The organism is Streptomyces sp. NPDC087420, from assembly GCF_044744165.1.
Lineage (GTDB): Bacteria > Actinomycetota > Actinomycetes > Streptomycetales > Streptomycetaceae > Streptomyces.
The window spans coordinates 109,134-135,731 of the sequence record NZ_JBIUXU010000002.1 but is presented as its reverse complement, the minus strand read 5'-3'; the positions used below and the strand labels follow the sequence as shown (position 1 = coordinate 135,731).

Annotated in this window: 26 protein-coding genes; 14 read left to right on the top strand and 12 right to left on the bottom strand. The window is 70.5% G+C overall.

Annotated elements, in window-relative coordinates; genetic code table 11:
- Nucleotides 1–45: 45 nt before the first annotated feature.
- The 3 genes from tadA to ACIO1C_RS04030 all read right to left on the bottom strand — a co-directional run bounded on the left by tadA (nucleotide 46) and on the right by ACIO1C_RS04030 (nucleotide 1,783).
- The gene (gene tadA, locus ACIO1C_RS04040) at nucleotides 46–474 is read right to left on the bottom strand and encodes a tRNA adenosine(34) deaminase TadA (RefSeq protein WP_401859095.1); all 429 of its coding nucleotides are present in this window, start codon (nucleotides 472–474) and stop codon (nucleotides 46–48) included.
- Nucleotides 475–575: 101 nt separating this feature from the next.
- Nucleotides 576–1,112 (bottom strand): hypothetical protein, encoded by a 537-nt coding sequence (locus ACIO1C_RS04035; protein WP_401858293.1) that lies wholly within the window; start codon nucleotides 1,110–1,112, stop codon nucleotides 576–578.
- 287 nt (nucleotides 1,113–1,399) lie between these two features.
- On the bottom strand, nucleotides 1,400–1,783 hold the full coding sequence (locus ACIO1C_RS04030; protein ID WP_401858290.1) for a hypothetical protein: 384 nt from the start codon (nucleotides 1,781–1,783) through the stop codon (nucleotides 1,400–1,402).
- A gap of 159 nt (nucleotides 1,784–1,942) precedes the next feature.
- On the opposite strand from ACIO1C_RS04030, the gene upp reads away from it, so the two are divergent.
- Nucleotides 1,943–2,578 (top strand): uracil phosphoribosyltransferase, encoded by a 636-nt coding sequence (upp, locus tag ACIO1C_RS04025; RefSeq protein ID WP_401858287.1) that lies wholly within the window; start codon nucleotides 1,943–1,945, stop codon nucleotides 2,576–2,578.
- A 136-nt stretch (nucleotides 2,579–2,714) separates the two neighbouring features.
- Here upp and ACIO1C_RS04020 read toward each other — a convergent pair whose 3' ends face one another.
- From ACIO1C_RS04020 to ACIO1C_RS04005, 4 genes are all read right to left on the bottom strand, one after another.
- On the bottom strand, nucleotides 2,715–3,353 hold the full coding sequence (locus ACIO1C_RS04020; protein WP_401858284.1) for a LytR C-terminal domain-containing protein: 639 nt from the start codon (nucleotides 3,351–3,353) through the stop codon (nucleotides 2,715–2,717).
- A gap of 113 nt (nucleotides 3,354–3,466) precedes the next feature.
- On the bottom strand, nucleotides 3,467–3,769 hold the full coding sequence (locus tag ACIO1C_RS04015; protein WP_023540426.1) for a type II toxin-antitoxin system VapB family antitoxin: 303 nt from the start codon (nucleotides 3,767–3,769) through the stop codon (nucleotides 3,467–3,469).
- A 203-nt stretch (nucleotides 3,770–3,972) separates the two neighbouring features.
- Nucleotides 3,973–5,538 carry a M28 family metallopeptidase gene (locus ACIO1C_RS04010; RefSeq protein WP_401858281.1) on the bottom strand — a complete coding sequence of 522 codons (1,566 nt, stop codon included), beginning with the start codon at nucleotides 5,536–5,538 and terminating at the stop codon, nucleotides 3,973–3,975.
- Between the two features lie 78 nt (nucleotides 5,539–5,616).
- On the bottom strand, nucleotides 5,617–6,288 hold the full coding sequence (locus tag ACIO1C_RS04005; protein ID WP_401858279.1) for an HhH-GPD-type base excision DNA repair protein: 672 nt from the start codon (nucleotides 6,286–6,288) through the stop codon (nucleotides 5,617–5,619).
- Between the two features lie 176 nt (nucleotides 6,289–6,464).
- Between ACIO1C_RS04005 and ACIO1C_RS04000 the strand changes: the two genes are divergently transcribed.
- The gene (locus tag ACIO1C_RS04000) at nucleotides 6,465–8,756 is read left to right on the top strand and encodes a germacradienol/geosmin synthase (RefSeq protein ID WP_401858277.1); all 2,292 of its coding nucleotides are present in this window, start codon (nucleotides 6,465–6,467) and stop codon (nucleotides 8,754–8,756) included.
- 114 nt (nucleotides 8,757–8,870) lie between these two features.
- Nucleotides 8,871–10,886, top strand: a complete 2,016-nt coding sequence (locus ACIO1C_RS03995; protein ID WP_401858275.1) for a TerD family protein — start codon at nucleotides 8,871–8,873, stop codon at nucleotides 10,884–10,886.
- A gap of 12 nt (nucleotides 10,887–10,898) precedes the next feature.
- Here ACIO1C_RS03995 and ACIO1C_RS03990 read toward each other — a convergent pair whose 3' ends face one another.
- Entirely contained in the window at nucleotides 10,899–11,825 is a 927-nt protein-coding gene (locus ACIO1C_RS03990) for a LysR family transcriptional regulator (protein WP_401858273.1), read from the bottom strand.
- Nucleotides 11,826–11,926: 101 nt separating this feature from the next.
- Here ACIO1C_RS03990 and ACIO1C_RS03985 point away from each other — a divergent pair, with 101 nt between their 5' ends.
- The 5 genes from ACIO1C_RS03985 to ACIO1C_RS03965 all read left to right on the top strand — a co-directional run bounded on the left by ACIO1C_RS03985 (nucleotide 11,927) and on the right by ACIO1C_RS03965 (nucleotide 16,872).
- On the top strand, nucleotides 11,927–12,049 hold the full coding sequence (locus ACIO1C_RS03985; protein WP_272925754.1) for a putative leader peptide: 123 nt from the start codon (nucleotides 11,927–11,929) through the stop codon (nucleotides 12,047–12,049).
- Nucleotides 12,050–12,252: 203 nt separating this feature from the next.
- The gene (gene ssuE, locus ACIO1C_RS03980; protein WP_401858271.1) at nucleotides 12,253–12,843 is read left to right on the top strand and encodes an NADPH-dependent FMN reductase; all 591 of its coding nucleotides are present in this window, start codon (nucleotides 12,253–12,255) and stop codon (nucleotides 12,841–12,843) included.
- A gap of 91 nt (nucleotides 12,844–12,934) precedes the next feature.
- A complete protein-coding gene (locus ACIO1C_RS03975) occupies nucleotides 12,935–14,140 on the top strand; it encodes an SfnB family sulfur acquisition oxidoreductase (protein ID WP_401858269.1) in 1,206 nt (401 codons plus the stop codon).
- A gap of 69 nt (nucleotides 14,141–14,209) precedes the next feature.
- Nucleotides 14,210–15,370 carry an LLM class flavin-dependent oxidoreductase gene (locus ACIO1C_RS03970; protein ID WP_401858266.1) on the top strand — a complete coding sequence of 387 codons (1,161 nt, stop codon included), beginning with the start codon at nucleotides 14,210–14,212 and terminating at the stop codon, nucleotides 15,368–15,370.
- Nucleotides 15,371–15,669: 299 nt separating this feature from the next.
- Nucleotides 15,670–16,872, top strand: coding sequence for an IS110 family transposase (locus ACIO1C_RS03965; RefSeq protein WP_401858265.1), 1,203 nt, complete (start codon nucleotides 15,670–15,672; stop codon nucleotides 16,870–16,872).
- A gap of 30 nt (nucleotides 16,873–16,902) precedes the next feature.
- Here ACIO1C_RS03965 and ACIO1C_RS03960 read toward each other — a convergent pair whose 3' ends face one another.
- Both ACIO1C_RS03960 and ACIO1C_RS03955 read right to left on the bottom strand, forming a co-directional pair.
- A complete protein-coding gene (locus tag ACIO1C_RS03960) occupies nucleotides 16,903–17,580 on the bottom strand; it encodes an NADPH-dependent F420 reductase (RefSeq protein ID WP_401858263.1) in 678 nt (225 codons plus the stop codon).
- 76 nt (nucleotides 17,581–17,656) lie between these two features.
- On the bottom strand, nucleotides 17,657–18,733 hold the full coding sequence (locus tag ACIO1C_RS03955) for a mechanosensitive ion channel family protein (protein WP_401858261.1): 1,077 nt from the start codon (nucleotides 18,731–18,733) through the stop codon (nucleotides 17,657–17,659).
- A gap of 273 nt (nucleotides 18,734–19,006) precedes the next feature.
- Here ACIO1C_RS03955 and ACIO1C_RS03950 point away from each other — a divergent pair, with 273 nt between their 5' ends.
- The 5 genes from ACIO1C_RS03950 (at nucleotide 19,007) to ACIO1C_RS03930 (ending at nucleotide 24,116) form a co-directional block, all read left to right on the top strand.
- Nucleotides 19,007–19,546 carry a hypothetical protein gene (locus ACIO1C_RS03950; RefSeq protein WP_401858259.1) on the top strand — a complete coding sequence of 180 codons (540 nt, stop codon included), beginning with the start codon at nucleotides 19,007–19,009 and terminating at the stop codon, nucleotides 19,544–19,546.
- Nucleotides 19,547–19,670: 124 nt separating this feature from the next.
- Complete coding sequence (locus ACIO1C_RS03945; RefSeq protein WP_401858257.1) at nucleotides 19,671–20,471, top strand: VOC family protein; 801 nt, start codon at nucleotides 19,671–19,673, stop codon at nucleotides 20,469–20,471.
- Between the two features lie 131 nt (nucleotides 20,472–20,602).
- Entirely contained in the window at nucleotides 20,603–21,097 is a 495-nt protein-coding gene (locus ACIO1C_RS03940) for a signal peptidase II (protein ID WP_401858254.1), read from the top strand.
- 809 nt (nucleotides 21,098–21,906) lie between these two features.
- Nucleotides 21,907–22,596, top strand: coding sequence for a polyprenyl diphosphate synthase (gene uppS, locus ACIO1C_RS03935; RefSeq protein ID WP_401859093.1), 690 nt, complete (start codon nucleotides 21,907–21,909; stop codon nucleotides 22,594–22,596).
- Entirely contained in the window at nucleotides 22,593–24,116 is a 1,524-nt protein-coding gene (locus ACIO1C_RS03930) for an oxygenase MpaB family protein (RefSeq protein ID WP_401858251.1), read from the top strand. The genes uppS and ACIO1C_RS03930 overlap by 4 nt, the downstream gene beginning before the upstream one ends.
- Nucleotides 24,117–24,179: 63 nt before the next feature.
- On the opposite strand, the gene ACIO1C_RS03925 is transcribed toward ACIO1C_RS03930, so the two are convergent.
- Both ACIO1C_RS03925 and ACIO1C_RS03920 read right to left on the bottom strand, forming a co-directional pair.
- Entirely contained in the window at nucleotides 24,180–24,653 is a 474-nt protein-coding gene (locus tag ACIO1C_RS03925) for a carboxymuconolactone decarboxylase family protein (RefSeq protein ID WP_401858249.1), read from the bottom strand.
- Between the two features lie 121 nt (nucleotides 24,654–24,774).
- The gene (locus ACIO1C_RS03920; protein WP_401858247.1) at nucleotides 24,775–25,683 is read right to left on the bottom strand and encodes a hypothetical protein; all 909 of its coding nucleotides are present in this window, start codon (nucleotides 25,681–25,683) and stop codon (nucleotides 24,775–24,777) included.
- 220 nt (nucleotides 25,684–25,903) lie between these two features.
- Here ACIO1C_RS03920 and ACIO1C_RS03915 point away from each other — a divergent pair, with 220 nt between their 5' ends.
- Nucleotides 25,904–26,554: a dihydrofolate reductase family protein gene (locus tag ACIO1C_RS03915; protein WP_401858245.1), complete on the top strand. Its 651-nt coding sequence runs from the start codon at nucleotides 25,904–25,906 to the stop codon at nucleotides 26,552–26,554.
- Nucleotides 26,555–26,598: the final 44 nt, after the last annotated feature.

The following is a 26,598-nucleotide window of genomic DNA, read 5'->3' as shown; positions in this document are numbered from 1 at the left end:
GCCGTGCTCCGAAATCGGTATCCGTGAAGGAGCGTCAAAGGGGCGTCAGCGGTCGCGGAAGAATGTCGTCAGCAGGGCGGAGCAGGCGTCGGCGAGCACGCCGTGGATCACTTCGGGCCGGTGGTTGAGGCGCCGGTCCCGTACGACGTCCCAGAGCGAACCCGCCGCCCCGGCCTTCTCGTCGAGCGCGCCGAACACCACGCGGTCCACGCGGGACTGCACGATCGCGCCCGCGCACATGGTGCACGGTTCCAGGGTCACGACCAGCGTGCAGCCCGTCAGGCGCCACGCGCCGAGTGCCCCGGCCGCCCCGCGGATCGCCACGATCTCCGCATGGGCCGTCGGGTCACCCGTCGCCTCACGTTCGTTGTGGCCGACCGCCAGCACCGCCCCGGACGGCGACAGCACGACGGCACCGACCGGTACGTCGCCGTGCTCGGCCGCCAGCGCTGCTTCGTCCAGGGCGCGGCGCATGGAGGTACGCCACGGATCGCGTACCGGGTCCGGCACGCGATCCGGCACACGATCCGGCGTGGTATCCGGGATGGGGTCGGGCACAGGGTCGTGCCGGGGCACTAGCGGACGGTCTCCAGGACCTCGGCGGCTCCCAGAGCCTCCGCGATCTCGGCCATGGCGTCGGTCTCCAGGGCCAGCAGATCCCCTTCGGACAGGCCGAGATCAACGAGGATCTCCTGGTCGCCGACGGGTCCCGCGGGCAGGATCTCCCCGCTCGCCACCGGGCTCACTTCGTCCTCCTCGTCGTTCTCGTCCGGTTCGCCGTCCTCCGTACCGTCGAGGTCCAGCGTGTCCAGGTCGTCGGCGGGGTCGTCGTCGTCCCCGCCGGTCAGTTCATCGATGAGAATCTCCCCGTACGAGGAGCGTGCGGCCGCGGCCGCGTCCGAGACGTAGATACGAGGGTCCTCCTCGCCCTCCACACGGACGATGCCGAACCAGGCGTCTTCCTGCTCGATGAAGACGAGGACCGTGTCCTCGTCCACCGAGACTTCGCGGGCCAGGTCGGTCAGATCCGACAGGGTCTCCACGTCGTCGAGCTCTGTGTCGCTCGCTTGCCACCCGTCTTCGGTGCGCGCGAGCAGTGCGGCGAAGTACACCGTGACTCTCCCACTGGTCAGAGGTGACGATCCGGCGGTGCGCTGCTCTGCCCCGCCCACTCGGAATCGTTGCAGAAACGAACGCGTCGCGAGAGGTCTTCCACCGTTGCGTCGTAAGGCCATTTTATTGGGCCTGCCCCCGCCGCGGGGCGCGGGATACCCCTCGGGTGGCGCGGAAGTGTCCCAGGAGGGCGCCGGGGCCCCCGAGATGTGTGCCCGCAGGGCGCGTGGCGGCCGGGCGTGGCTCGGCGCGGCTGCCCTGCCGACTGCCGGCGACCACCGGCGGACTACCAGCGGAAGGTGCGCATGCGCATCTGCTGGCGCATCCGGGCGGCGCGGGCCCGGCGCGGCTTCACGCGCTCGCGCAGGGCCTTCGCCTCGTTCAGCTCCCGCAGGAACTGCGCGCGACGGCGGCTGCGGGCCGCGTCCGTCGGGGCCCCGACGTCGGGGCCGGGGCCGGGGCCGGGTACGGGGTCGGTGCCGGGGAGGGGGCGGGGGTCGGGGCCGGACCGCGAGCCACGGTCGGGCTCGGGGGGCGGCCTGCGGTCGCGCTCGGCGCCGGGCCTCCCGTCCGCCTCGGGAGCGGGCCTTCGGTCCGGTTCGCTCTCGGGCCGCACGCCCAGGTCCGAGGCCTGCTGCTGGTCCGGTTGTCGCTGGTCCCTGTCCGGCACGGTCGCCTCACCATCCCACCGATGGATGTGTCTCCCGACACTTCATGACCTCCATCCACCTTCCCTCCGTACCCCGGGTTGATGCCACCGGTCCTGCCCGGGAGGTTCGGCCGTCGGTGGCAGGCCGTAGCGCCTTGGCCTCCGGTTACTGTGGTCGCCATGCGGATTCTTGTTGTCGACCACCCCTTGGTGGCGCACAAACTCACCACGTTGCGCGACCTGCGCACCGACTCCCCGACCTTCCGGCGCCTCGCCGATGAGCTGGTCACCCTGCTCGCGTACGAGGCCACCCGGGATGTGCGTACCGAACAGGTCGACATCGAGACCCCGGTGACCGCCACGACCGGGGTGCGGCTCTCCCACCCCCGGCCGCTGGTCGTCCCGATCCTGCGGGCCGGTCTTGGCATGCTCGACGGCATGGTGCGGCTGCTGCCGACCGCCGAGGTGGGCTTCCTCGGGATGATCCGCGACGAGGAGACGCTCCAGGCGTCCACGTACGCGAGCCGGATGCCCGAGGACCTCTCGGGGCGGCAGGTCTACGTGTTGGACCCGATGCTGGCCACCGGCGGCACGCTCGTCGCGGCGATCCGTGAGCTGATCAAGCGCGGCGCGGACGACGTGACGGCCGTAGTGCTCCTCGCGGCGCCCGAGGGCGTCGAGGTGATGGAGCGCGAGCTGGCGGGCGCGCCGGTCACCGTCGTCACCGCGGCCGTCGACGAGCGCCTCAACGAGAACGGCTACATCGTCCCGGGCCTCGGTGACGCGGGCGACCGGATGTACGGTCTGGCCGGATAGCGACCCCGGCGGCCTCGTCCGCCGCCCTGGTGACGGGCGCGCGGGTGCACGTGTCCCCGGTCGCCGGGGGCCGGTGGGCCCGCCCGGCGACCGGGGACGGAAGAGCGGCGGGTACGCACGGGGGTACGGCGGGAGGTCAGCCCTTGCGCGGGGCGCCCAGCTCGCCGCAGGCCGGCTTGGGGGCGGGCTTCGACAGGGTGGCCAGCGCCTGGTCCGCCTCGCGCTGGACGTTGAGCTTCTTGAACCCCGTGCCGAGGATCAGATCGACGTCCCGGGTCTTGCGGGTGTCGGTCTTCGACGCGGCCCCCGTCAGCTGGGTGCCGAGAACGGTGAGGGGCCCGTCCGCGGCGGTGGGGGCGCCCAGCAGTATCCCGGCGCCCCGGACCTTCTTGTCGTAGGAAGCGGGCGCGTTGCCCACCTTGCCGATGACGAAGCCCCGTTTCTTGAGCTCGTCGGCGGTGGTCTTGGCGAGACCGCCCCGCGGGGTCGCGTTGTAGACGTTGACCTTGATCTGGCCGGGCTTCGGCAGCGCCTTGGCGGATGCTGCGGAGGGCTTGCAGGCGGGCGACTTCGAGGCGGCGGTGGTCTTCTTGCCGTCGCCCGTGAAGACGTCGACGAGCTGCAAGGTCCCCCAGCCGGCCAGGCCGAGGGCAACAACGGATGCGACGGCCGCGAGCACGATCCTGTGGCGGCGCCGAGGGCGGCGCATGCGCGGGTACTTGTTACCCGTGATGCGGTACTTTCCGCCCATGCCGGGGGGAGTGAGCATGCTCATGGGCGCAGCGTAGTGGGCCCCGGTGGTGATTCCTACTAAATGATCAATGGGTTGCGCGGTCGGGGTGAGGAATGGGCCCGAAAGGCTCAGTCCGTCACTCTCCTGGACCCGCCTCAGCCCAGATCGAGCTCCAGGACGCGGGCGTGCAGGACCTGTCGTTGCTGGAGGGCGGCGCGGACGGCACGGTGCAGTCCGTCCTCCAGATAGAGATCGCCCTGCCACTTCACGACATGCGCGAACAGGTCTCCGTAGAAGGTGGAGTCCTCGGCGAGCAACGTCTCCAGGTCCAGCTGACCCTTCGTGGTCACGAGCTGATCGAGGCGGACCGGGCGCGGCGCGACATCCGCCCACTGCCGGGTGCTTTCCCGGCCGTGGTCGGGATACGGCCGCCCGTTACCGATGCGCTTGAAGATCACACGGAAAGCCTACCGGTCAAGAGGCTCCGGGCGCAGCCATGGCGCCCGAGTTCAAAAGTGGCATTAGATGGCAAAGCGGGAGCGAAGTGTGAGCGGAGGCATCGCCTCCGGTGACCGGGGCGCCTAGATCACCCCCGGACGGACACCGGTGGCGGGCCGTGGACGGGGAGTTCGCCGCCGTCCACGGCCCGCCGGTGTTCCCGTTACTCGGTGGCGGCGTGGCCGTCGGCGGTGACGCCGGTGCGCGCGCCGGCTATGCGCGCGGCCGGCGCGGAGGCGGGCCGCTTCGGGAGCGCGCGCAGGTCGTGGGCGTACGTGCCCACGGCGTCGGCGATGATGTCGACGTTGACGTCGAGGGCCTTCGTGTTGATGTTGGAGAGGTTGTCGCAGGCGGAGTGGTAGCAGGCGTCGTACGCGACGCCGGCCTGGCCGCCGTACTTCTGGGCCTGGGCCGCGGTCTTGATGCCCTCGGCGCCGGTGAAGGTGCCGCCGGACGGAATGCCCGCGTCGATGAAGGGGCCGTAGTCGGAGCGGCCGTCGAAGTCGGTGCCCTCGTGCGGGAGGCCGCGGCGGTCGAGGAAGTTGTTGATGCCCTTCTCCAGCTGCGCCGAGCCGTCGGGGCCGGGGCCGGCGCCGGTGGCGTCGGAGTCGTCGCCGTCGTAGACGAACTGGGCGAAGTTCTTCGAGCCGATCATGTCGAAGTTCAGGTAGAGGGCGATGTCAGCCTGCTGCTCGGGGGTGAGCCCGGCGACGTACGCCTCGGCGCCGAGCAGGCCCAGCTCCTCCGCGGACCACCAGGCGAAGCGGACCTTGTTGGCGGGCTTGTCGTGCGTCTTGGCGAGGTCGAGGGCGACATCGAGCAGGCCGGCGGAGCCGGAACCGTTGTCGTTGATGCCCGGGCCCGCCTCGACCGAGTCCAAGTGGGCGCCGAGCACGACCGTACGGTCGGCGTCGCCCGCCTTGGTCTCCGCGATCACGTTGCGAGTGCTCCGCTGCTCCTGGAACTGGCGTATCTCCGCCGTGACCGTCACCGGCCCCTGGGCGAGGTCGGCGGCGAGGGCCTCGCCGTCGGCCTGGGTGATGCCCCCGGTCGGGATCACCCCGGCGTCCGGGTCGCCGAGCGTGCCGCTGATGACGCCCGTCGTGTTGTTGTAGATGATCGCCGCGACCGCGCCGGCCGCCGCCGCCTGCTGCTGCTTGATGGCGAAGGTGCAGCCGCCCCGCTGGATCAGCGCGATCTTGCCGGTGAAGGCGCCTGCCGCGTAGTCCTCGGGCTCGCAGCCCGTGGTCGCGTCGAGCGGGACGGCGGCCAGCTCGGCCGTGACGCCGCCGACCGGGGTCGACGTGGTGTACGACAGGGCGGAGATGGCGACGTCGCGCGGGGTCGGCGCGGTGACCCGGAGCGTCTCGGCGAGCGTCTCTATGTAGGTGATCTCGAAGGTCTGGTACGAGACGCGGTAGCCGGCCTTCTTGAGCTCGTTGTACACGTACGCGGCCGACGCCTCATGGCCCGGCGAGCTCGCGGCTCTGTTGCCGCCGTTGGCGTCCGCGATGGCCTGGAACTTCTTCAGGTGCCGGAGAACGTCCTGCGCGGAGGCTTCCCGGACGAGCTCCCGGGAGAGCTTCGCCGCGTCCTTGGCCGCGTGCGAGCCGTGGTGGTGCGACTGCGTACTGCTGGCCGGGGAGGCCGCCAGGAGCAGCGGCGCGGCGAGGGCCGTGGCCGCCGCTATGGCCAGAACTCGGCGGGAGGCGCGGGGTGTTGCGTTCACAGGGGGTCCTTCCGGTGCGAACAAATGTCAGGGAAAACTAGCGACCGGCGGGGCTTCTGGGAACCATGCCGGTGCCGTTCAGCCCTTTTTCCCCGCCTTCTGCGTCTTCTGTGGCTTGTCCCGCTTCTCCGGCTTCTCCGCCTTCTCGGGGGTCTTCCCCGTTTTCTTCTCCGCCTTCTGCTTCGCGGCTCGTTTCGCCTCTTGTTTGAAGGCCCTGACCTTGGCCAGGGTCTCCGGTCCCGTGATGTCGGCGGCCGAGCGGAACGAGCCCTCGTCGCCGTACGCCCCCGCGGCCTCGCGCCAGCCGCGCGGGCGGACCGCGAACTGCTTGCCCAGCAGCGCCAGGAAGATCTGGGACTTCTGTCTGCCGAAGCCCGGGAGCGCGTTCAGCCTCGTCAGTACTTCGGCGCCGGTGGCGACGTCACGCCACAGGGCGCCGGGGTCCCCGTCGTAGTGCTCGACCAGGAACTGGCAGAGCTGCTGTACGCGCGCGGCCATGGAGCCCGGATAGCGGTGCACGGCGGGCTTCTCGGTGAGGAGGGCCGCGAAGGCCTCGGGGTCGTACGCGGCGATCTCGCGGGCGTCGAGGTCGTCGCGCCCCATGCGGACGGCGATCGTGTACGGACCCGAGAAGGCCCATTCCATCGGAATCTGCTGGTCCAGCAGCATGCCGACCAGCGCGGCCAGGGGGCTGCGGCCGAGCAGGTCATCGGCTTCCGGCTGCTGTGCCAGCTGGATCTTGGTGCTCATTTCCTCATGATCGCGCGGTATCCGGCGGGCCGCACGCAGGCTGTCCACAGGCCGCCCGATCAGTATGTTCATATGACTGTTTTGTGGTGCGGATGGGGGCGCCGGGCGAGGGGTAGAGCTGAGCCGACCGGGTGACAGGGAACGCTCCCGGAAGCTTCGGGAAAGGCCACGCGTCAGTGACACAGCCCTTTGAACTGCCGGATTTCTACATGTCCTATCCGGCCCGGCTCAATCCGCATCTGGAGGAGGCGAGAGCGCACACCAAACAATGGGCCAGGGACATGGGGATGCTGGAGGGATCCGGCGTCTGGGACGAGCACGACCTCGATTCCCACGACTACGCCCTGCTCTGCTCGTACACCCACCCGGACTGCACGGCTCCCCAGCTGTCGCTGGTCACCGACTGGTACGTGTGGGTCTTCTTCTTCGACGACCACTTCCTGGAGGTCTTCAAGAAGCCCCAGGACCGCGAGGGCGGCAAGGCGTATCTGGAGCGGCTGGCCGCCTTCATGCCGATGGACCTCGCCGACGGCTTCCCCGAGCCGACCAATCCCGTCGAGGCGGGCCTGGCCGACCTCTGGGCCCGTACGGTCCCCAGCATGTCGATGGCCTGGCGGGAGCGGTTCGCCGAGAGCACGGAGAACCTGCTGAACGAATCCGACTGGGAGCTCGCGAACATCAACGCGGAGCGGGTGGCGAACCCGGTCGAGTACATCGAGATGCGCCGCAAGGTCGGCGGAGCGCCCTGGTCGGCGGGGCTCATCGAGTACGTGAGCGCCGAGATCCCGGCGGACGTCGCCGCGTCCCGGCCGCTGCGGGTCCTCAAGGACACGTTCTCGGACGGAGTCCACCTGCGCAACGACCTGTTCTCGTACCAACGGGAGATCGAGGAGGAGGGCGAGCTGAGCAACGGCGTCCTCGTCCTGGAGAAGTTCCTCGGCTGTACGACACAGGAGGCGGCCGACGCCGTCAACGACCTGCTGACCTCCCGCCTCCAGCAGTTCGAGAACACCACGCTGACCGAGCTGGGCCCCCTCTTCGCGGAGAAGGGCCTCGATCCGGTGGCCTGCGCCGACGTCCTCGCGTACGTGAAGGGCCTCCAGGACTGGCAGTCGGGCGGCCACGAGTGGCACATGCGCTCCAGCCGGTACATGAACGGAGCCGAGTCGGGCGCGGCCGGCGCGGTCGGCGTGGGGGCCGGCGCGGGCGGACTCGGTCCGGGCGTCGTCCCCGGCTTCTCCATGACACCGGTCGGGCTGGGCACGGCCGCGTCGGCCTACCTCAAGACGCTCACGGCGGGGTCCCCCGCGCGGATCCGCAGCTTCAGCCACGTCCCGTTCCAGCGGGTGGGCCCCTCCGTGCTGCCGGACTTCCAGATCCCGTTCGAGCCGAAGCTCAGCCCGCACCTGGCCCACTCCCGCGAGCACGTGGTCGAGTGGTGCCACCGCATGGGGATCCTGGAGGCGCAGCCGGGCAGGCCGGGCTCCGACGTCTGGGACGAGAAGCGCCTGCGCCGCATCGACCTCCCCCTGTGCGCCGCAGGCATCCACCCGGACGCCACGCCGGAGGCCCTGGACCTGTCGTCGGACTGGCTGGCCTGGGGGACGTACGGCGACGACCTGTACCCGGTGATCTACGGCAGCGTCCGCGACCTCGCCGGCGCGAAGGCGTGCAACGAACGGCTGTTGCTGTTCATGCCCGTCGAGTCCGACGAGACACCGGTGCCGTTCACCGGCCTGGAGAGGAGCCTCGCCGACCTGTGGGTCCGTACGGCGGGACCGATGGACGTCGACGGCCGCCGCGCCTTCCGCACGTCGGTCGAGGAGATGATCGACAGCTGGCTGTGGGAGATGAACAACCAGTTCCTGAACCGCATCCCCGACCCGGTCGACTACATCGAGATGCGGCGGCGCACGTTCGGCTCGGACCTGACGATGAACCTGTGCCGGATCGGCCTCGGCGACGCCGTACCGCCCGAGATCTACCGGACCGGCCCCATGCAGTCCCTCCAGAACGCCGCCCAGGACTACGCGATGCTCCTGAACGACGTCTTCTCGTACCAGAAGGAGATCGAGTTCGAGGGCGAGATCCACAACGGCATCCTGGTGGTCCAGAACTTCTTCGACTGCGACTACGCGACCGGCCTCGCGATCATCGACGACCTGATGAACTCCCGCATGCGCCAGTTCCAGCACGTCGTCGCCCATGAACTCCCCACCCTCTACGACGACTTCCACCTGGACGACACCGCGCGCGACGCGCTCGACGGCTACGTGAAGGAGCTGGAGAACTGGCTCTCGGGCATCCGCGTCTGGCACCGCGACTGCTCCCGCTACAAGGAGGCGGACCTGATCGAGGACCGCGCGGGCACCACCCGCCGCATCCCCCCACCCCCCACAGGCCTCGGCACCTCGGCAACCCGCATCAGGTTCCCCCGCCCCGAACCGGTTCCCGGCGCGGCGACCTGACGGGCCCGCTAAGGTTCCACTCCTTCGCACCGTGAATGTGCGGTGCGTCACACGACACGACGTGGAGGGCCACCCCTGGGGAGGAGGTGGCCCGCCACCAGGGGGTGGGCGGACATGTACGAGATCGTCAAAGGCGCCAATGTCGGACTGGCGGCCCTGAGTGAGGACGCGGGCTCCGTGCGCGTGGGCCTGAGCTGGAGCAGCGAGGAGGGGGACGGGGACGCGGACGTCTCCGTGCTGCTGCTGGGGGACGGCGGAAAGGTCCGCAGCGACGCCGACTTCTTCTTCTACAACAACCCGGCGGCCGCCGACGGGAGCGTGCACCTGCTGGGAAAGACCCCGACGGACAGCGGCAGCGAGGACCGCATCAGCCTCGGCCTCACGGAGATGGAGGCGAGCGTCGAACAGATCGTCGTGGCCGCCAGCCGGTACGAGGGCGCGCGGTTCGGAGACCTCAACGGCTTACGGCTGACGGTCTGCGACCGCACGGGCGAGGAGATGCTCGGGTTCTCCATCGACGACGCGGGGTCCGAGAGCGCCTTCGTCTTCGGTGAGTTCTACCGGCGCGGCGGCGAGTGGAAGTTCCGTGCCATCGGGCAGGGGTACGAGACGGGCCTGGCCGGCCTGGCCACGGACTTCGGCATCGATGTGGACGACGCCGCGGAGGACCCGGCCGCGGTGCCCGACGAGGTGGAGCGGGAGCCCGGCGACGGGGCGGGGACCGCCACCGTCACCGGTCCGGCCGTGATCATCCCGGCACAGGTGGCGGTGGAGCACGCGCCGCCGGCGCCGCGCCGGCCCCGTACCGTCAGAAAGAAAGTGACCCTGCCCAGGGTCGCCAAGAAGAGCCTGGCGGACAATAACGCCTGGCAGCCGGCCAGGCTCTTTCCCGTACCGTCGCTCAAAAGCGACCGGGAGCGCGAGACGAGGGCGACGTCCGTCCTGCTCTCCGTGATGGCGCAGGTGCCCGAGTTCGGCCGGCGGCTCACCGCCGGGTTCGGGGCCCCGGTCGGGCGGATGGAGACCTTCACCGAAGTCTCCCTGCCGCACGGAGACAGCCCCAAGCGCCCGGACGGAGTGATCCGGGTGGAGCGGGCGGGCAAGCTCTGGACCGCTCTGGTGGAGACGAAGACGAACGGGAATCCCCTCAAGGACCAGCAGGTCCAGGACTACATGGACATCGCGGCCCGGCGCGGCTACGACGCGGTGATCACCTTGTGCAACGACGTGGCCCTGGAAGGCACTCCGCTGGTCGACGTGAAGATCGACGGGCGCCGCAAGCACAAGGTCGTCCTGTGGCACCTGTCCTGGGCCGAGGTCGCCCACCAGGCGCAGATGCTGATCCGCCACGAGGGCGTCGGGAACGCCGCACACGCCTGGCTCCTCCAGGAGCTGCTGCACTATCTCCAGCACGAGAACTCCGGCTGCCAGGGCTTCCAGAACATGGGCCCGGCCTGGGTGCCCGTACGCAAAGGGATCGACGACGAAACGCTCTGCCAGGGAGATCCACGGGCCGTCGACGTCGTGGCGAGCTGGGAGCGTCTGGTCCGGCAGGTCTGTCTGCGGCTCGGCGGTGAGCTGGGGCAGAAGGTCCTGCCCGTCCAGCGGGTGCGGCGCGCCACCGATGCGAAGGCCCGCCGGGGCGCGCTGGCCGATCTGCTCTGCCAGGAGGGGCGCCTGGAGGCGGAGCTGCGGATCGAAGGCACCCAGGGCATCCTCGCGATCACCGCGGACCTGCGCACCGGCAAGCTCCGTACGTCGGTCGACATCCCCGCGCCCGACCAGGGCTACCCCCTGACCTGGGCCAAGCGCCTGATCCGGCAGCTCGCCGACGCGCCCGCGGACCTCCATGTCCAGACGCTGGTGGCGGGGGACGGCGGCGGGCCGCGCGGCACACTGGAGCGGCTGCGCCCCGAGCCCGGCGACCTGCTGCCCAAGGGGGACGTCGAGATCACCGGATTCCGGCTCTCCCTGTTCAAGGGAATGGGCAATACGCGTGGCAACGCCGAGTCCGGCTTCATCCGCAGCGTGGACGACGCGGTGGACCGCTTCTGCGCCGCGGTGGTCATGCCCCTGGAGCGGCGTCCCGTACGGCGTCCGCAGCGCACGGAGCCGCTGGAGGCCGGGTGAGGTGAGCGCGGGCTAGGGCTTGTCCTGGGGGGTGGTGGTGTGGGTGTAGGTCTTGGCGCTCTTCACGAAGATTTCGTGGAGGGCGCGGGACGCTGTGGGGGTGGGGCCTGAGAGGGGGCGGTGGAGGACCAGGAGGACCGTGGTGTCCTGGGTGGCCAGGGGGCGGTGGGTGATCAGGCCGGAGCGTTCCAGGGGGTCGCCGGTGACGCTGAAGTCCGGGAGGATCGTGGTGCCCAGGCCTTCGGCGACCATCAGTTTGCCCATCTCCGCGCCGTCCGTGGAGTACGAGAACGTCGGGCTGCGGCCCTCCAGAAGGCGGTGTACGTAGCGGTGCATCACGTACCCCGGGCGCATCACGATGAGGGGCTGGGCCAGCAGGTCGGCCACCGAGACCGTGCGCTGGGCGGCCAGGGGGCTGTCGGTGCGGACGCAGGCCACGGGGCGGCCGCGGAGGAGTTCGGTGGTGTGCAGGCCCGGGGGTTTGTCGTCGCCCTGGAGGTAGTTGACCAGGCCCAGATCGAGGCCGCCCTCCAGCAGTTCGCGGTGGATGTCGGCCTGCTGGGCGCCGACGACCTCGATCTGGGTCTCCGGGTGGGCGGCGCGGAACTCCCGGATGGTCGGGACGAGCAGCGGGACCGTGGCCGCGTTGACCGTACCGAGGCGAAGGGTCCGGCTGGTGCGGTGCTGGTCGTCCGCCGCGCGGCGGAGGCGGTCGACCGCGTCGAGGACGCCGACGATGTGCGGCAGCAGTTCGCTGCCCTCGGCGCTGATCCTCGCGCCGGAGCGGCGGCGGTCCAGGAGGTCGACGCCCAGTTCGCGTTCCAGATTGCGGACGGTTTCGCTCAGGGCCGGCTGCGAGATGTGCAGGGCTTCCGCCGCGCGGCGCAGGGAACCCAGCCGGGTCACCGCTTCGATGTATTCGAGCTGCTCTATTCGCATCGGCGATTTCGCCTTTCAGCCCCCACTGGAAGGTAAACCCTATCACCACGTCGTGGATACCGAATCGACCCGTGCGGGAGGGCGCGAGTACGCTTCCGGTCATGGGTCTGTTGAATATGCTGCGAGGCGGTGACGTGCTGATGAGGGATCTGCGAGAGCTGACCCGGCGCCGTCATGTCGACCTCGTACGCGTCTCCAGTGCCCTCTGTCTGCGCACGGGCTGAGTGCCAAGTACCGCGTGCTGAGTGCTGGGAATTTCCCCGTCCTGCGAATTTTGACGCGGGGCTGACTGCTGGAATTCCTTGTTGGTCGCCGGGGGAGCGCGCATTTTCCTCCGTCTTTTGTGGTCCGCCTACAGTCGGCCGCTTTGTTTAACGAGATATTCATGAATCTCGTCCTCGCGCCCTCCCCTCCCGAGGTGAATCCCATGGCCACGATCCTCTCCGTCTCCGGCAGTCCGTCCCCCACGTCCCGCACCGCCCGGCTGCTCCGGCATCTGGACGGCCGTCTCACCGGCCAGGGCCACCACGTCGTGCCGCTCGACGTCCGTACGCTGCCCGCCGAGGCCCTGCTCGGGGCCGACGTCGGGCATCCGGCGATCGCCGGGGCCCAGCGGCTGTTCGAGGAGGCCGACGGGGTGGTCATCGGGACCCCCGTCTACAAGGCCGCGTACTCCGGGCTGCTGAAGACCCTGCTGGACCTGCTGCCGCAGTACGCGCTGGCCGGCAAGACCGTCCTGCCGCTGGCGACCGGCGGCACCACCGCGCATGTGCTCGCCATCGACTACGCGCTGCGGCCGGTGCTGTCCTCCATGGGGGCCGCGCACATCGTCCAGGGCTGGTTCGTCCTCGACCGGCACATCACCGTGCTGGACGATGGGGGCGTGGTCGTGGATCCCGAGTCGCGGGAGGCGCTGGACCAGGTGGTGGACCAGTTCTCGCTGGCGTTGCGGCGCGGTGGGGGGCGGCCCGACCGGGTGCCGGCGGAGACGGTGGCGGCGGACGTCGTGGCCGCGTGATGCCTTCCCGCTCGGACAGCCGTCTTTTTGAGCACCGCCGTACCGATTCCTGTTCCGCCCGCTGACCCGTTTCTCTCCCGGAGGCCGTACCGTGACCGCACCCCAACCCCCCTCGCCGGCGCACGTGATCACCGGTGGGGCAGAAGCCCTCGCCGTGGCCGCCGAGCTGGCCGACGCCTTCCGGGCCGGTGCCGGGCAGCGGGACGCGGACCGCACGCTGCCGTACGCCGAACTCGACCGGCTCTCCGCCTCCGGCCTCCTCGGCATCACCGTGCCCCGCGCCCACGGCGGCGCGGACGTCTCCGCCCGTACGCTCGCCGAGGTCTTCCGGCTGCTGGCCACGGGCGACGCGAGCCTGTCCCAGATTCCGCAGAACCACTTCGTGTACGTGAACGTGCTGCGCCGGCAGGGGAGTCCGGAGCAGCGGAAGTTCTTCTTCGGCGAGGTGCTGGCGGGGCGGCGGTTCGGCAACGCGCAGTCCGAGCGCGGTACGAAGCACGTCCAGGACATCCGTACGAAGCTCGTCCCCGAGGCCGACGGCTCGTACCGGCTGACCGGCGAGAAGCACTACTCCACCGGCGCGCTGTTCGCCGACTGGATCCCCGTCCTCGCGCGCGCCGAGGAGGACGCGCTGCACGTCGCGTACGTGCCGAGGAACGCGCCCGGGGTGACGGTCGTCGACGACTGGGACGGGATGGGGCAGCGCACCACCGCGAGCGGGACGGTCCGCCTGGACGGCGTAGCGGTGCCGGCCGACCGGGTCGTACCGCACCACCTCACCTTCCAGGGGCCGCAACTGCACGGCGCTGTCGCGCAGTTGCTGCACGCGGCCATCGACGCGGGCATCGCGTCGGCCGCGCTGACGGAGTCCGCCGAGTTCGTCCGTACGAAGAGCAGGCCGTGGTTCGAGAGCGGGTACGAGAGCGCGGTGGAGGACCCGCTGCTGATCCAGCGGTTCGGCGAACTGTCCCTCCAGGTACGGGCGTCGGACGCGCTGCTCGTGGCGGCGGCCGCCGCGGTGGACACGGCCGCGGCCGACCTCACCGACGACACCGCCGCCGAGGCCTCGATCGCGGTGGCCGCGGCGAAGGTGCAGGCGGCGACGGCGGCGGTGGAGACGAGCAGCGCGCTGTTCGAGGTGGCGGGGACGCGGGCGGCGCTGGACAGCCTGAACCTGCACCGGTTCTGGCGCGACGCGCGCACGCACACGCTGCACGATCCGGTCCGCTGGAAGGTGCAGCACATCGGCCGTTACGTCCTGAGCGGGACGCGGCCACCGCGCCACGGTCTGCTCTGAGGGCGTGTCGGCCCGGTTGGCCGCCTCGCCCGTCCTGTTCGTCGCGTACTTCGTCTTCTGGAGAGTTCCGTGAGTCTCACCTTCCACTGGTTCCTGCCCACCTACGGCGACAGCCGCCACGTAGTCGGCGGCGGCCACGGCCTCCCCGCGGGCGCGGCGGGCGGGCAGCGGCCCGCCGATCTCGGCTACCTCACCCAGATCGGCCGCGCGGCCGAGCAGTTGGGGTTCGTCGGCGCGCTGACCCCCACCGGCGCGTGGTGCGAGGACGCCTGGCTCACCACGGCGATGCTGGCGCGCGAGACCGAGCGGCTCAAGTTCCTGGTGGCCTTCCGGCCGGGCTTCGTGGCGCCGACGCTCGCCGCCCAGATGGCCGCGACCTTCCAACGCCACGCGCCCGGGCGGCTGTTGCTCAACGTTGTCACCGGTGGGGAGAGCCACGAGCAGCGCGCGTACGGGGACTTCCTCGACAAGGACGCCCGTTACGCGCGTACGGGTGAGTTCCTGTCGATCGTCCGGGACCTCTGGCAGGGCGAGACGGTGACGTTCAAGGGCGAGCATCTCCAGGTGGAGGAGGCGAAGTTGGCGCGGGTCCCGGACCCGGTACCGCCGGTGTACTTCGGCGGTTCCTCCCCGGCGGCCGGCCTGGTCGCCGCGCGCCACAGCGACGTCTATCTGACCTGGGGCGAGCCGCCCGCGCAGGTGGCCGAGAAGATCGAGTGGATCCGCGGCCTCGCGGCGAAGGAGGGCCGGACCGTGCGGTTCGGCATCCGGCTGCACGTGATCACACGGGACACCGCGGACCAGGCCTGGGCCGAGGCGCGGCGGCTGCTGGAGGGGTTCTCGCCGGACGCGATCAAGGCCGTACAGGCGGGTCTGGCGCGCAGCGAGTCGGAGGGGCAGCGGCGGATGCTGGCCCTGCACGGCGGCAGTACGGACGGGCTGGAGATCTCGCCGAACCTGTGGGCGGGGATCGGTCTGGTACGGGGTGGCGCGGGGACGGCGCTGGTGGGCAGCCACACCGAGGTGGCCGAACGCATCGAGGAGTACAGCCGGTTGGGCATCGACGAGTTCATCATGTCCGGCCACCCGCACGTGGAGGAGGCGTACTGGTTCGGCGAGGGCGTGCTGCCCCGGCTGGCGGAGGCCGGGCTGTGGACACATCCGACGGCGGCCGGCGCGGGTGCGGGCGCGGCGGTGTCGGTTCCGTTCGCGGCGGAGGTGCGGCGCTGACGCCGACCGGGTCCGCGGGGTGACGGGCGGCTCTGGCGATACGTACGGCCAGAACCGCCCCCCCCATTACCTTTTTCGTGGTCCCGCAACGGGGCTTCCGGCCTCCGGGCCCGGCATGACTTCCCCCCCTTGTTAACCATGATCCGGGGGTGGTGTCACTGGGCCCGGAGGCACTGACTGACCGCTGATTAGGGGCATGACCACCGACTCCTCCGGGAGCCAGGGAGGCTCTTCGTAATGTGGATGTGGCGGATCGGTGCCGTGGGTGAGGCCGGGCAGGGCACGACCAAAGGACGCACGTGATCGACACCGGCGACATCGACGTCTTTCTCGGCCTGGACGTCGGCAAGGGCGAACATCACGCCACCGCCGTCACACCGGCTGGGAAGAAGGCGTTCGACAAGCGCCTGCCCAACACCGAGCCCAAGCTCCGGGAGCTGTTCGCGAAACTCCAGGCCAAGCACGGAACGGTGCTGGTCGTGGTCGACCAGCCGGCCTCGATCGGCGCCCTGCCGCTGGCCGTGGCCCGGGACATGGGCTGCCCGGTCGCCTATCTGCCGGGCCTGACGATGCGGCGGATCGCCGACCTCTACCCCGGTGAGGCCAAAACCGACGCGAAGGACGCGTTCATCATCGCCGACGCCGCCCGCGCGATGCCCCACACCCTGCGCTCGGTCGACCTCGAAGACGAGACGATCGCCGAGCTGGGGGTGATCGTCGGATTCGACGACGACCTGACGGGCGAGGCCACCCGGGTCGCGAACCGGCTCCACGGCCTGCTAACCCAGATCCACCCGTCCCTGGAACGGGTCCTGGGCCCGCGGCTGCAGCACCCGGCCGTCCTGGCCCTGCTGGAACGGTTCGGCTCCCCGGCCCAGATCCGCAAGGCAGGCCGGCGCCGCCTGGTCACGCTGCTGCGACCGAAGGCGCCGCGGATGGCCGAGCGACTGGCCGAGGACATATTCACCGCGCTGGACGAGCAGACCGTGGTGGTGCCCGGCACCGAGGCAGCCGCACTGATCGTCCCGAGCCTGGCCGCCTCACTCACCGCCGTCCTCGACCAGCGCAAGCTCCTGGCCGGGCGGATCGAGGAACTGCTGGAGGCCCACCCTCTTTCCAAGGTCCTGATCTCGATGCCGGGAGTCGGGATCAGGACCGGAGCCAGGATCCTCATCGAGGTCGGCGACGGCAGCAGTTTCCCCTCCGCCGCCCACCTCGCCGCCTACGCCGGGCTCGCCCCGGCGACCCGCAACTCCGGCTCGTCGATCCGCGGCGAACAGCCCTCCCGGAGAGGGAACAAACAGCTCAAACGAGCCTTCTTCCTCTCCGCGTTCGCCGCCCTCGGCGACCCGGCCTCCCGGGCCTACTACGACAAGAAAATCGCCCAAGGCAAGCACCACACCCAGGCACTGCTCTGCCTCGCCCGACGCCGGGCCGACGTCCTCTTCGCCATGCTCCGCGACGGCACCTTCTACGCACCCCAACCCGCCCGATCAGCTTGACCAAACCCATAGGGGCACCCCCCCCCACGCTCAGCGCTGCGCCGCTGCCAGGGTCTCGGTCACCTCGGCCGCCGCAGCCGGGGCGGCCTTCCGCTGCATGAAGTTGACGTCACGCTCCTCCCCGTACAGCCTGCCGTACGCGTCCGTCCCCGGCCCGTACCGCCAACCCTCCGCGAGCGGCCCCGCGTCCACCGCGTCGAAGCCCAGGGTGTCGAGCAACTCCACCGCCCGCGCCTTCCCCTCCGCGTCCCCGGCTATCGGCAGCGCGCTGCGGTCCGGTGCGCCCTTCGGCCGGGAGAGGACGGCGAGGTGCTCGAAGTAGATGTTGTTGAAAGCCTTCACGACGTGCGCACCCTCCAGGTGCGCCTGGAGCAGCTCGCTGCTCGTCGTCCCCGCGTCCAGCTCGGGCAGATTCCCGTCGCGGGCCGCGTAGTAGTTGTTCGTGTCGAGGACGGTCTTCCCGACGAGCGGTTCGACCGGGACCTGCTGGTACGCCTTGAGCGGGATCGTCACCACGACCCAGTCCCCGGCGGCGGCCGCCTCCGCCGGGGTGCCGGCCTTGGCGTGCGGGCCCAGCTCCGCCACCAGGTCGACGAGGGTCTCGGGGCCGCGCGAGTTGCTGAGCACGACGTCGAGTCCGTTCGCGACCGCGATGCGCGCCAGTGTGCTTCCGATGTGTCCGCTGCCGATGAGTCCAAGAGTCGCCATGTGTACGGCAACGGGCAGGTCAGCCGTTCTGTTCCTGCTGTTCCCGCTGCCCCTGCCGCTGTCCCTGTTCCCCCTGTTACCCCTGTTCCCGCTGTTCCTGGCGCGGGCGCGGGATGGTGGCGTTCTCCTGCCGGCGCATGATGACGGTTCTTCCCGGTACGGGGATCTCGATGCCCTCGGCGCGGTAGCGCCCGTACAGAGCCTTGATGAACTCGTGCTTGATCAGGTACTGGTCGCCGAACTCCAGCGCCCGCAGGATCACCGTGAAACCGATGCCGGCCTCCGTGAAGGTGTGGAAGCGGACGAGCGACTCGTGGTCGGGGACCCCGCCGGCCACCTCGGACATGATCTTGTCGGCGACCTCCTTGGTCACCTGCTCGACCTGGTCGAGATCGCTGCCGTACCCGACCGCCACCTGGATGAGCAGGGACATCTGCTGCTCGGGGCGGTGGTAGTTGGTCATGATGGTGCTGGCGAGCTTGGAGTTGGGGATGATCACGAGGTTGTCGGAGAGCTGCCGTACCACCGTGTTGCGCCAGTTGATGTCGACGACATAGCCGTCCTCGCCGCTGCTGAGCCGGATGTAGTCGCCGGGCTGCACGGTCTTCGAGACCAGGATGTGCACCCCGGCGAACAGGTTGGCGAGGGTGTCCTGCATGGCCAGGGCGACGGCCAGGCCGCCCACGCCGAGGGCGGTGAGGAGGGGCGCTATCGAGACGCCCAGGGTCTGCAACAGGACCAGGACGCCGATCGCCAGCACCGTGACCCGGGTGATGTTGACGAAGATGGTCGCGGAACCGGCCACCGCGGACCGGGACAGGGTCACCGACTGGACGAGGTCGGCGATGACGCGGGCCGCGGCGAAGGTGGCGGCCAGTATGAGCAGCGCGACCAGCACCTGATTGACGTTGTGGCCGACCGTCGGGGTGAGCGGGAGGGCGGCGGCCGCGGCGGAGGCACCTATGGCGAACGCTCCCCACGGGGCGAGCAGGCGCAGGGCGCCGACGATGATGTCGTCGCCGCCCCAGCGCGTCCTGGTCGCGCGTTCGCCGAGCCATCGCAGGGCGATGCGGAGGAGCAGCCCGGCGGCGAGTCCTATGACGACGGCGCCGCCGGCTATGAGCAGGTCGTGCCAGGTGAGCGCACGGTTCACCGGTGGTCTCCCGGCGCCGGGCGGGCCTGGGGGCGGGGGGACGGGGGCAGGCCGGAGGGGGGCATCGCTGCATCACCTGTTCGTTCTTGGGGGGTGAGGTGGGGACGGAGAGGGGGTGGGGACAGGGGGAGAGGGGGCACGTCGGCGGGTGGAGCGCGGCGCCTCGGCGTGCGGTGCCATCCTGCCGTATCCGGTGTGGTGTTCGACCCACGGATCCCTTCGGACGGGCCGCCGCCGTACGGTGGGGTTACCGGCCGGAGGAAGGTTCGTGCGATGGCCTCGCAACGCGACACCAAGCTGCCCGTGGTGACGGAGGCGGAGCAGGCTGTCCGCTCCGCGGGCGGGCAGCGCGCCACGTTCCACCAGCGGCACGTCAGGCGGGGGAACTGGTTCGCCGACTGGGCCGGCAGGCTCGGCGGCTCCGACGTGTACATCGGCATCACGGGCAAGGAACCGACCGCGCGGAAGGTACGGCTCCTCCTCGACGACTGGATCTTCGAGGACGTGTCCACGAGGGACCTCGGCGGGGTGCTCACGGAGATCTTCCACGCCGGGTCGGCGCGCGGCTCCTCGCAGGGCGCCTCGCAGGGCGCCTCGCAGGGCGCGACGATCAGGGCCAAGCGGCTCTACCTGCTCTTTCCCGCGCAGGTCCTGAAGGTGCCCGTCGGCCGCTCCCGCTACTCCGCCACCAGGAAGCCGCCCCCGGACGCGGAGCTGTCGCCCTGGGAGCGGGCTCTGCTGGTGGAGGGCGACGGCGCGGGGGGCGGCGGCGGTTCGGGGGACGGCGACGGTCCGGCGGACGGCGACGTCTGAGACCGGTCGGCCTCGCGCCACGATCACTCCCCGCGCCACTCCCCGCGCGGGCGGCGCCCGGACTGACTACCGTAAAAGAACGGGCAAATTTCTCATATTGCACCCCATTGAGGGGGTATGGATCATGACCGAGTACCCAGAAGGCGCACCGTGCTGGGTGGACGCCATGTTCACCGATCTGGAAGGCGCCAAACACTTCTACGGTGACGTGCTGGGCTGGACCTTCGGGGAGAGCGCGTCCGAATACGGCGACTACACGCAGGCCTACTCGGACGGGAAGGCCGTCGCGGCCGTGGTCCCGCCGATGCCGGGCTCCGAGGGGGAGTCCGCCTGGTGCCTCTACCTGGCCTCGCCCGACGTCGTGGCGACGGCGGAGAAGGTGAGGGCGGCGGGCGGCGAGATCCTGGCGGAGCCGATGCGGGTCGGCGACTTCGGGTCGATGACCCTCGCGAAGGAGCCGACCGGCGCGGTCTTCGGCGCCTGGCAGCCGGGGCAGCACAAGGGCTTCGAGAAGCAGGGCGAGCCGGGCGCGTACGCGTGGGCCGAGTTCTTCACCCGGGACCCGGCCGGGACGGACGCCTTCCTGCCGAAGGTCTTCCCGTACGGGGCACAGACCATGGCCGGCGAGCAGATGGACTTCAAGGTCTTCAGCGTCGGCGACAAGAAGCGGCCCGTTCTCGGCCGGATGAAGATGGGCGAGGACTTCCCGCCGGACATGACGTCGTACGTGAACGTGTACTTCGCGGTCAGCGACTGCGACGGCACGGTGAAGAAGGCCGTGGGGCACGGAGGGAAGCTCCAGTTCGGCCCGATGGACACCCCCTTCGGCCGCTTCGCGGCGCTCACGGATCCGCAGGGCGCGAATTTCTCGGTGATCGACACGGCGAGGACCGAGGGAGAGATGCCGAAGATGTCGGACGCGTAGGGGGACTGCCGTCCCCGTAGGGGGACTGCCGTCCGGTCCACGTACGCTCGACGGGGGCGCTCGGTGAGGGCGCTCGGTGAGGGCGCTCGCGCTCGGTGTGAGGGACAGGGTCAAGGATCGGACGGTGTGCGGTGCGGCGGACGTACGTGTTGTGGGCGACGGCGGCCGCCGGGCTCGCGGTGGACCAGAGCACGAAGGCGATCGCCGCGGTGGTCGTGGAGGGCCACGAACCGACCCACGTGCTCGGCGGCAAGGTGACCTTCACGGCCTTCCGCAACTCCGGGGCGGCGGGATCCTTCGCGCCGGACGCGACTCTCGTCTTCACGCTCCTGGCGATCGCGACGGTGGTCTTCATAGCCCGCGTGGCGCCGTCCGTGCGCTCCACCGGCTGGGCGGTCGGCCTGGGCCTGGTCTTCGCGGGCGCCGGCGGCAACCTCACGGACCGCCTGTTCCGTACGCCCGGCTTCGGGCGCGGCGCGGTGCTGGACTTCATCCAGATCGGCGACTCGGGGATCTTCAACCTGGCGGATCAGTGTGTGATGGCGGGGGCGGCGGTGATCCTGGTGCAGACGTTTCGGGGTGTTCCTATGCGGGTGGCGGGCGCCCGTGGGCCTGCGTCTGGGTGACCGCGTTGCGGTTCGTGTTGTCCTCAATCGCCGGACGGGCGGTCTGGGGCCGGTGGGCCGCGCGTTCTCGGTGACCGGGTTGCGGTTCGTGTTGTCCTCAATCGCCGGACGGGCTTGGTTGTGCCCGCTGCGGGCTGGCTTTTCGGGTGCGGGTTGTTGCCGGGGGCCGGTCAGGGGTCGTGTCCTGCACTGCATGTTTTACGTCGCGTTCAGCACCTTGTATTGGTCAACGGTCGCCATGCGACACAAAACACGCTCTACGTTCCGGACACGACCCCTGCCCGTCCCCCTTCCAGGCCCGCGCTACTACCTGGCCCGCTCCGGGGCGGGGGGAGTCGTTCACTGTCCCGTCCGGCGTGAGGGGGGCGGAGTCGGAGGAGGTGCGTGTGTCCGGACGTAGAGCGTGTTTTGTGTCGCGTGGCGATCGTCAATCAATTGGACCGGTTGAACGCGACGTAAAACATGCAGTCCGGACATACGTGCCTCCGGAGGCCCCGCCCCCCGTCACCACGACAAACCAAGCCCGTCCGGCGATTGAGGACAATCGGTAAGCCGCGCCAAACGCACCGGGCAGACGCGCAAATAGGACTGGCGTCCTGAGGATGAACATGCCGGGATCACGGCACGCCCAAGCACCCGCACCGGCACTCTGCTGAGTGTTGGGGAACGGCGCGGCGACAGCCAGGAGAGCGCGTGTGACGGGTGAAGGACTCGGTGGCACGGCCGCCCGGCCGTCGGCCCACAGCCGGTCGGGCCGGCCGGCCGGGGAGGCCCCGCCGCGGGCCGTGCCGCGGCATGTCGCGTGTGTGATGGACGGGAACGGCCGCTGGGCCGAGCAGCGCTCCTTGCCGCGTACGTCCGGGCACCGCGCCGCCGAGACGACGGTGATCGACGTCATCGAGGCCGCGCGGACGGCGGGCGTGGAGTGGCTGAGTCTGTACGCGTTCTCCACCGAGAACTGGCGGCGCCCCAGCGACGAGATCGACTACCTCATGCGACTCGTCCGCCGCGTCGTACGCAAACACGCCCCGCTCCTCCACGCGCGCGGCATCCGCTGCCGTTTCCTCGGCGTGGCGGACCCGAGGATCCCCGCACCACTCGCCCGGGACTTCGCCGACCTGATGACGCTGACCGACGCGAACCGGGGCATGACGCTGACCGTGGCGTTCGACCACGGCGGGCGCAGGGACATCGTGGAGGCGGCGCGGTCCCTCATCCGCAGCGGGGTGCCGGCCGAGGCCGTGGACGAGCGGTACTTCGCGGCTCATCTGCCCTTCCCCGACACACCGGATGTGGACCTGGTCATCCGGACCTCCGGCGAGCAGCGCATCTCCAACTTCATGCTCTGGCAGGTGGCCTACGCCGAGTGGATCTTCCCGCCGGCACTCTGGCCCGATTTCCACGCGCCGCACTTCCTGGAGTGCCTGCACTCCTACCAGCAACGCGAGCGCCGCTTCGGCGGCGTGACACCGTACGCGAACGGAGAACCCCACCCGTGACGGACACAGGCAACAGCGGCCCCCAGAGCCCCGGTTCGGACCGCACCGACCACCACGACGCCACCCGGCCGACCCCGGAATCCCAGCCAGGGCCGCCGCCGGGGTCGTCGCTCTTCGGTCCCGACTCCCAGTTCCACCGCTTCTTCAACGACCCGCGCTGGGCGCTTGCCATGGTCAGGGCCACCGTCCTGGAGGCCGCGCACCCGCAGATCGGCGCGGCCCTGATCGACAACTCGACGTTTGTTGCGCACCCGTGGCGGCGGCTGCGCAACACCCTCGTGAGCCTCCAGCGCATGTTCGGCGCCGACGAGGAGACCCGGCAGCGGGAGGCGGCGCGGCTGAACCGTCTGCACGGGCGGCTGAGCGGTACGGATCCCCAGAACCGGCCGTACGACGCGATGGACCCGGAGGTCCGCGCCTGGGTGGTCGCGACGCTGTTCGAGAGCTCCGTCACCATGTGCCGGCTGAGCGGGCAGCCGCTCGACCGGATCACCATGGAGCGGCTGTACGCCGAATTCCAGGCGTTCCTCGCCGCGTTCGGGGACCGGGCCGGTCATCTGCCGCCCACGCTGCCGGAGTTCTGGCAGTACTACGACCACATGGTCGAGGAGGAGCTGGAGAACACCGAGGCGCTGCGCATCATCCTCTACAAGCTCTTCGACCACCTCCCGGCGCCCCCGCTGCTGGACGGCCTGCCCACGGTGTGGGCGGCGGGTCGCGCGCTGGCCGGCCCGGTCATCGGCACGATCACGGTGGCGTCCCTGCCCGAACCCTTCCGCCGGCGCGCGGGACTGCCCGAAATCCCGGGCGCGCAGGCGCTGATGCAGAGCGCCTACATGGCCGCGGGCCTCGCGCGCTTCCTGCCGGACCACTGGCTGCGGACCGACCAGCTCACCAGCCTGCTCTACCTGTCGCCGGACAGCGACGACCCCAAGGCCGCGACGCTCAACGCGTTGCGCGGCCGGATGAAGAGGGCGGGTGCGCTGTTCCGGCTCGTCACGCCCTTTCCCGTACAGCACGGTCCAGTTGACGGTACGGGCGCGCAGAGCAAGGCCGGGGAGTTCTTCGCGGAGGTACTGGACCAGACCGGGGACGGTTACCTGGACTGGCCCGATCTCGCGGCGATGGCGAGGGAGTTGTCCTCCCGCCTCGATCTGGACGAACCGGAGGAGACCAGGCTCTACAACGCGTACGCCGAGTGGTGGAGGGAACTCCAAGCGGCCCTCGACGCCGACGGCGACGGCCGCGTCAGCAGGGAGGAGTACGCGGCCGCCGTCCCCTCCCTCGCGGGCCCCGCGCTGATCCGGGTCGCCGAGGTGCTCTTCGACGTCACGGACGCGGACGGCAACGGTTCCATCGACGCGACCGAGTACCGGGCCCTGTTCCGGACGGGCTTCCACCGCACGGTGACGGGCACGGCCGCGACGTACTCCCGCAGCGCCTTCGTGAAGGACTTCCTCTCCTTCATGTCGGGCCGCCAACGCTCCACGGCGTTCGACCCGTTGCTGGCGGGCGCGTAGGCGGGCGCGACCGGCGTATCGAGCACCCGGCCGGGGCACTCCCGGCCGGGTGCCCCTGGGCGGCTACGCGAACTGGCCGGGCCGGTAGTCGCCTGCCGGCTGCTGGATGATGACGTTCGCCCGGTTGAAGGCGTTGATCAGGGCTATCCCGCTCACCAGCGCGGCCAACTGCTCGTCGTCGTAGTGCTTGGCGGCGTTCGCCCAGACCTCGTCCGACACCCCGCCGGCCGTGTCGGCGATACGGGTTCCCTGCTCCGCCAGCTCCAGCGCGGCCCGTTCGGCCTCGGTGAAGACCGTGGCCTCCCGCCACACCGCGACCAGGTTGAGACGTACCGAGGTCTCACCCGCGGCGGCCGCGTCCTTGGTGTGCATGTCGGTGCAGAAGCCGCACCCGTTGATCTGGCTGGCACGAAGCCTCACCAGCTCCTGGGTCGCGGCGGGCAGTGTCGAGTCCTGAAGCACCTTCCCCGCCGCGATGATGTGCTTGAAGACGTTGCCCAGGGTCGGACTGCTGAAGACGTCAAGACGGGCGCTCATGGTGATCTCCTCTGCCGTTGCCGGCTGCCGTAGCACGTGCTTGCACACGTACGACGGAACGGCGCGAAGAGATGTGACAGGGACCCCGTGCCGTGCTCGCGCGGGCGCGCCACGCCCGCCATCACGCCGTCGTCCTGCTCCGGATCGTCGAGTCCGCGAGCCACGCGTGGTCGCGGCGTTGAAGGATGTAGAGGTCCCAGCTGTCGGGGTCGCCGATGTGGACGAACAGTTTCGGGTGCTCGGGGGTACCGAATATCTCCCAGGTGACCGTGGGGCAGTTGTCGGCGGACACCGCCACCTCCTGGGCCCAGGGTCCGTTCCCCGGGTCGTACTCCCAGGTCCCGGTGCTGGTGCACTCGCGCATCACGGGATCGATGAAGTCGTCCGCGAACGTCTCGACGCCCGTCGCCGTGGCCGTGCCGTCCGGGGTGAGGACGAGCGTGCCGCCCCTTCCGTCGGACCACGTCCCGGTGACCCGTTCCGCGCTCAGCCGCGGAGGCTCGTACCCGATCCCGGCGAACAGGCCGATGCCGGCGAGCGTGACGGCGGTGACGACGGCGAGTGTTCCGTACAGCACCACCCGCCCGAACATCACGCCGCCGGAGAGCCGCGGGCGGTCCGGCAGCAGCAGCCTGCGGGCGACCAGTGCCGTGGCGGTGAGCGCCGCCGTCGTGACGAGCCACAGGCCGAGGCCCGGCAGGAGGCCGGTCTCCGCGAGCACCGCCGCGGCCAGGGCCGGCGGGGTGGTCACGGCGGCGGCCGTCGCCGGGACCCACCGCCACGCCTCGCCCGAGAGCCGGCGGCCGAGCCACGCGGCCACGACCAGCACCGGCATCACCAGGCCGACCGACAGCAGGGCGCCGAGGACGGCCCCGGCGACCGCCAGGAACGGCGCCGCCACGATCAGGAGCAGGACCGCCATCGGGTGGTGGGGAAGACCCGCGTTCTCGTACGTCTGCTCCTGTACGAAGAGAGCGATCGCCCCGAGCACGGCCTCGACGCACAGCACCGACACTGAGGCCGTCAGCACGGCCCAGAACCTGTCCCTCACACGCGCCTGCGCCCGCGCCCGCACCGGCTCCCGCATTTTTGAACACATTCAAATCCCCTCCCACCCCGCATCCTCCTCCATGCGGACGGGCGTGCGTCACCGGGGTCCTCCTCCCCGACCTCGTCCGGCGCACCCGGCGATGAGTTTCCCCGGCCCGGACGGTCTCGTTACCGTTGTTGTCCCATCACAGGAGGAACACGTGACGCAGTTGCTGAGGGTCCAGAACTTCAATGTGTCGAGTGACGGGATCGGTGCCGGTGTGGACCAGACCCTTGAACAGCCGTTCGGTCATGTCGAGCCGCAGAGGCTGTTCGCCTGGGCCGGTGCCACGGCGAGCTGGCCGATGCGCACCGAACCCGGGGGGAGCCGGGGCCTGGACGACTACCTCACGCGGGACTACGACCGCAACATCGGCGCCGAGATCATGGGCCGCAACAAGTTCGGGCCCCAGCGCGGTCCCTGGGAGGACCACCAGTGGCAGGGCTGGTGGGGCGACGAACCCCCCTTCCGTACACCGGTGTTCGTCCTGACCCACCACAAGCGCCCTTCGCTCACGCTCTCCGACACCACGTTCCACTTCGTGGAGGGCGACCCGGCCACGGTCCTCGAACAGGCCCGCGAGGCGGCGGGGGGCAAGGACGTCCGGCTCGGCGGCGGGGTGAGCACCATCCGGCAGTTCCTCGACGCCGACCTCGTGGACACCCTGCACATTGCGGTCTCACCGGTGGAGTACGGCTCCGGACTACGGCTCTGGGAGTCCCCCGACGAGCTGCTCGACCGGTTCCACCTGGACGTCGTCCCCAGCCCGAGCGGGAGCGGGGTGAAGCACCACCTGTTCTGGCGGAAGTGACCGCGGGGCCGGAAGTGACCGTGAGGCCGGAAGCGACCGTGAAG

Excerpts from the sequence above, each read along its gene's own strand:
- ACIO1C_RS03950 (WP_401858259.1), top strand. The coding sequence starts at position 19,007 with ATGGCCTCGCAACGCGACACCAAGCTGCCCGTGGTGACGGAGGCGGAG.
- ACIO1C_RS03945 (WP_401858257.1), top strand. The coding sequence starts at position 19,671 with ATGACCGAGTACCCAGAAGGCGCACCGTGCTGGGTGGACGCCATGTTC.
- ACIO1C_RS04020 (WP_401858284.1), bottom strand. The coding sequence starts at position 3,353 with ATGAGCATGCTCACTCCCCCCGGCATGGGCGGAAAGTACCGCATCACG.
- ACIO1C_RS03995 (WP_401858275.1), top strand. The coding sequence starts at position 8,871 with ATGTACGAGATCGTCAAAGGCGCCAATGTCGGACTGGCGGCCCTGAGT.
- ACIO1C_RS03990 (WP_401858273.1), bottom strand. The coding sequence starts at position 11,825 with ATGCGAATAGAGCAGCTCGAATACATCGAAGCGGTGACCCGGCTGGGT.
- upp (WP_401858287.1), top strand. The coding sequence starts at position 1,943 with ATGCGGATTCTTGTTGTCGACCACCCCTTGGTGGCGCACAAACTCACC.
- ACIO1C_RS03985 (WP_272925754.1), top strand. The coding sequence starts at position 11,927 with ATGGGTCTGTTGAATATGCTGCGAGGCGGTGACGTGCTGATGAGGGAT.
- ssuE (WP_401858271.1), top strand. The coding sequence starts at position 12,253 with ATGGCCACGATCCTCTCCGTCTCCGGCAGTCCGTCCCCCACGTCCCGC.
- uppS (WP_401859093.1), top strand. The coding sequence starts at position 21,907 with ATGGACGGGAACGGCCGCTGGGCCGAGCAGCGCTCCTTGCCGCGTACG.
- tadA (WP_401859095.1), bottom strand. The coding sequence starts at position 474 with ATGCGCCGCGCCCTGGACGAAGCAGCGCTGGCGGCCGAGCACGGCGAC.
- ACIO1C_RS03925 (WP_401858249.1), bottom strand. The coding sequence starts at position 24,653 with ATGAGCGCCCGTCTTGACGTCTTCAGCAGTCCGACCCTGGGCAACGTC.
- ACIO1C_RS04005 (WP_401858279.1), bottom strand. The coding sequence starts at position 6,288 with ATGAGCACCAAGATCCAGCTGGCACAGCAGCCGGAAGCCGATGACCTG.
- ACIO1C_RS03960 (WP_401858263.1), bottom strand. The coding sequence starts at position 17,580 with ATGGCGACTCTTGGACTCATCGGCAGCGGACACATCGGAAGCACACTG.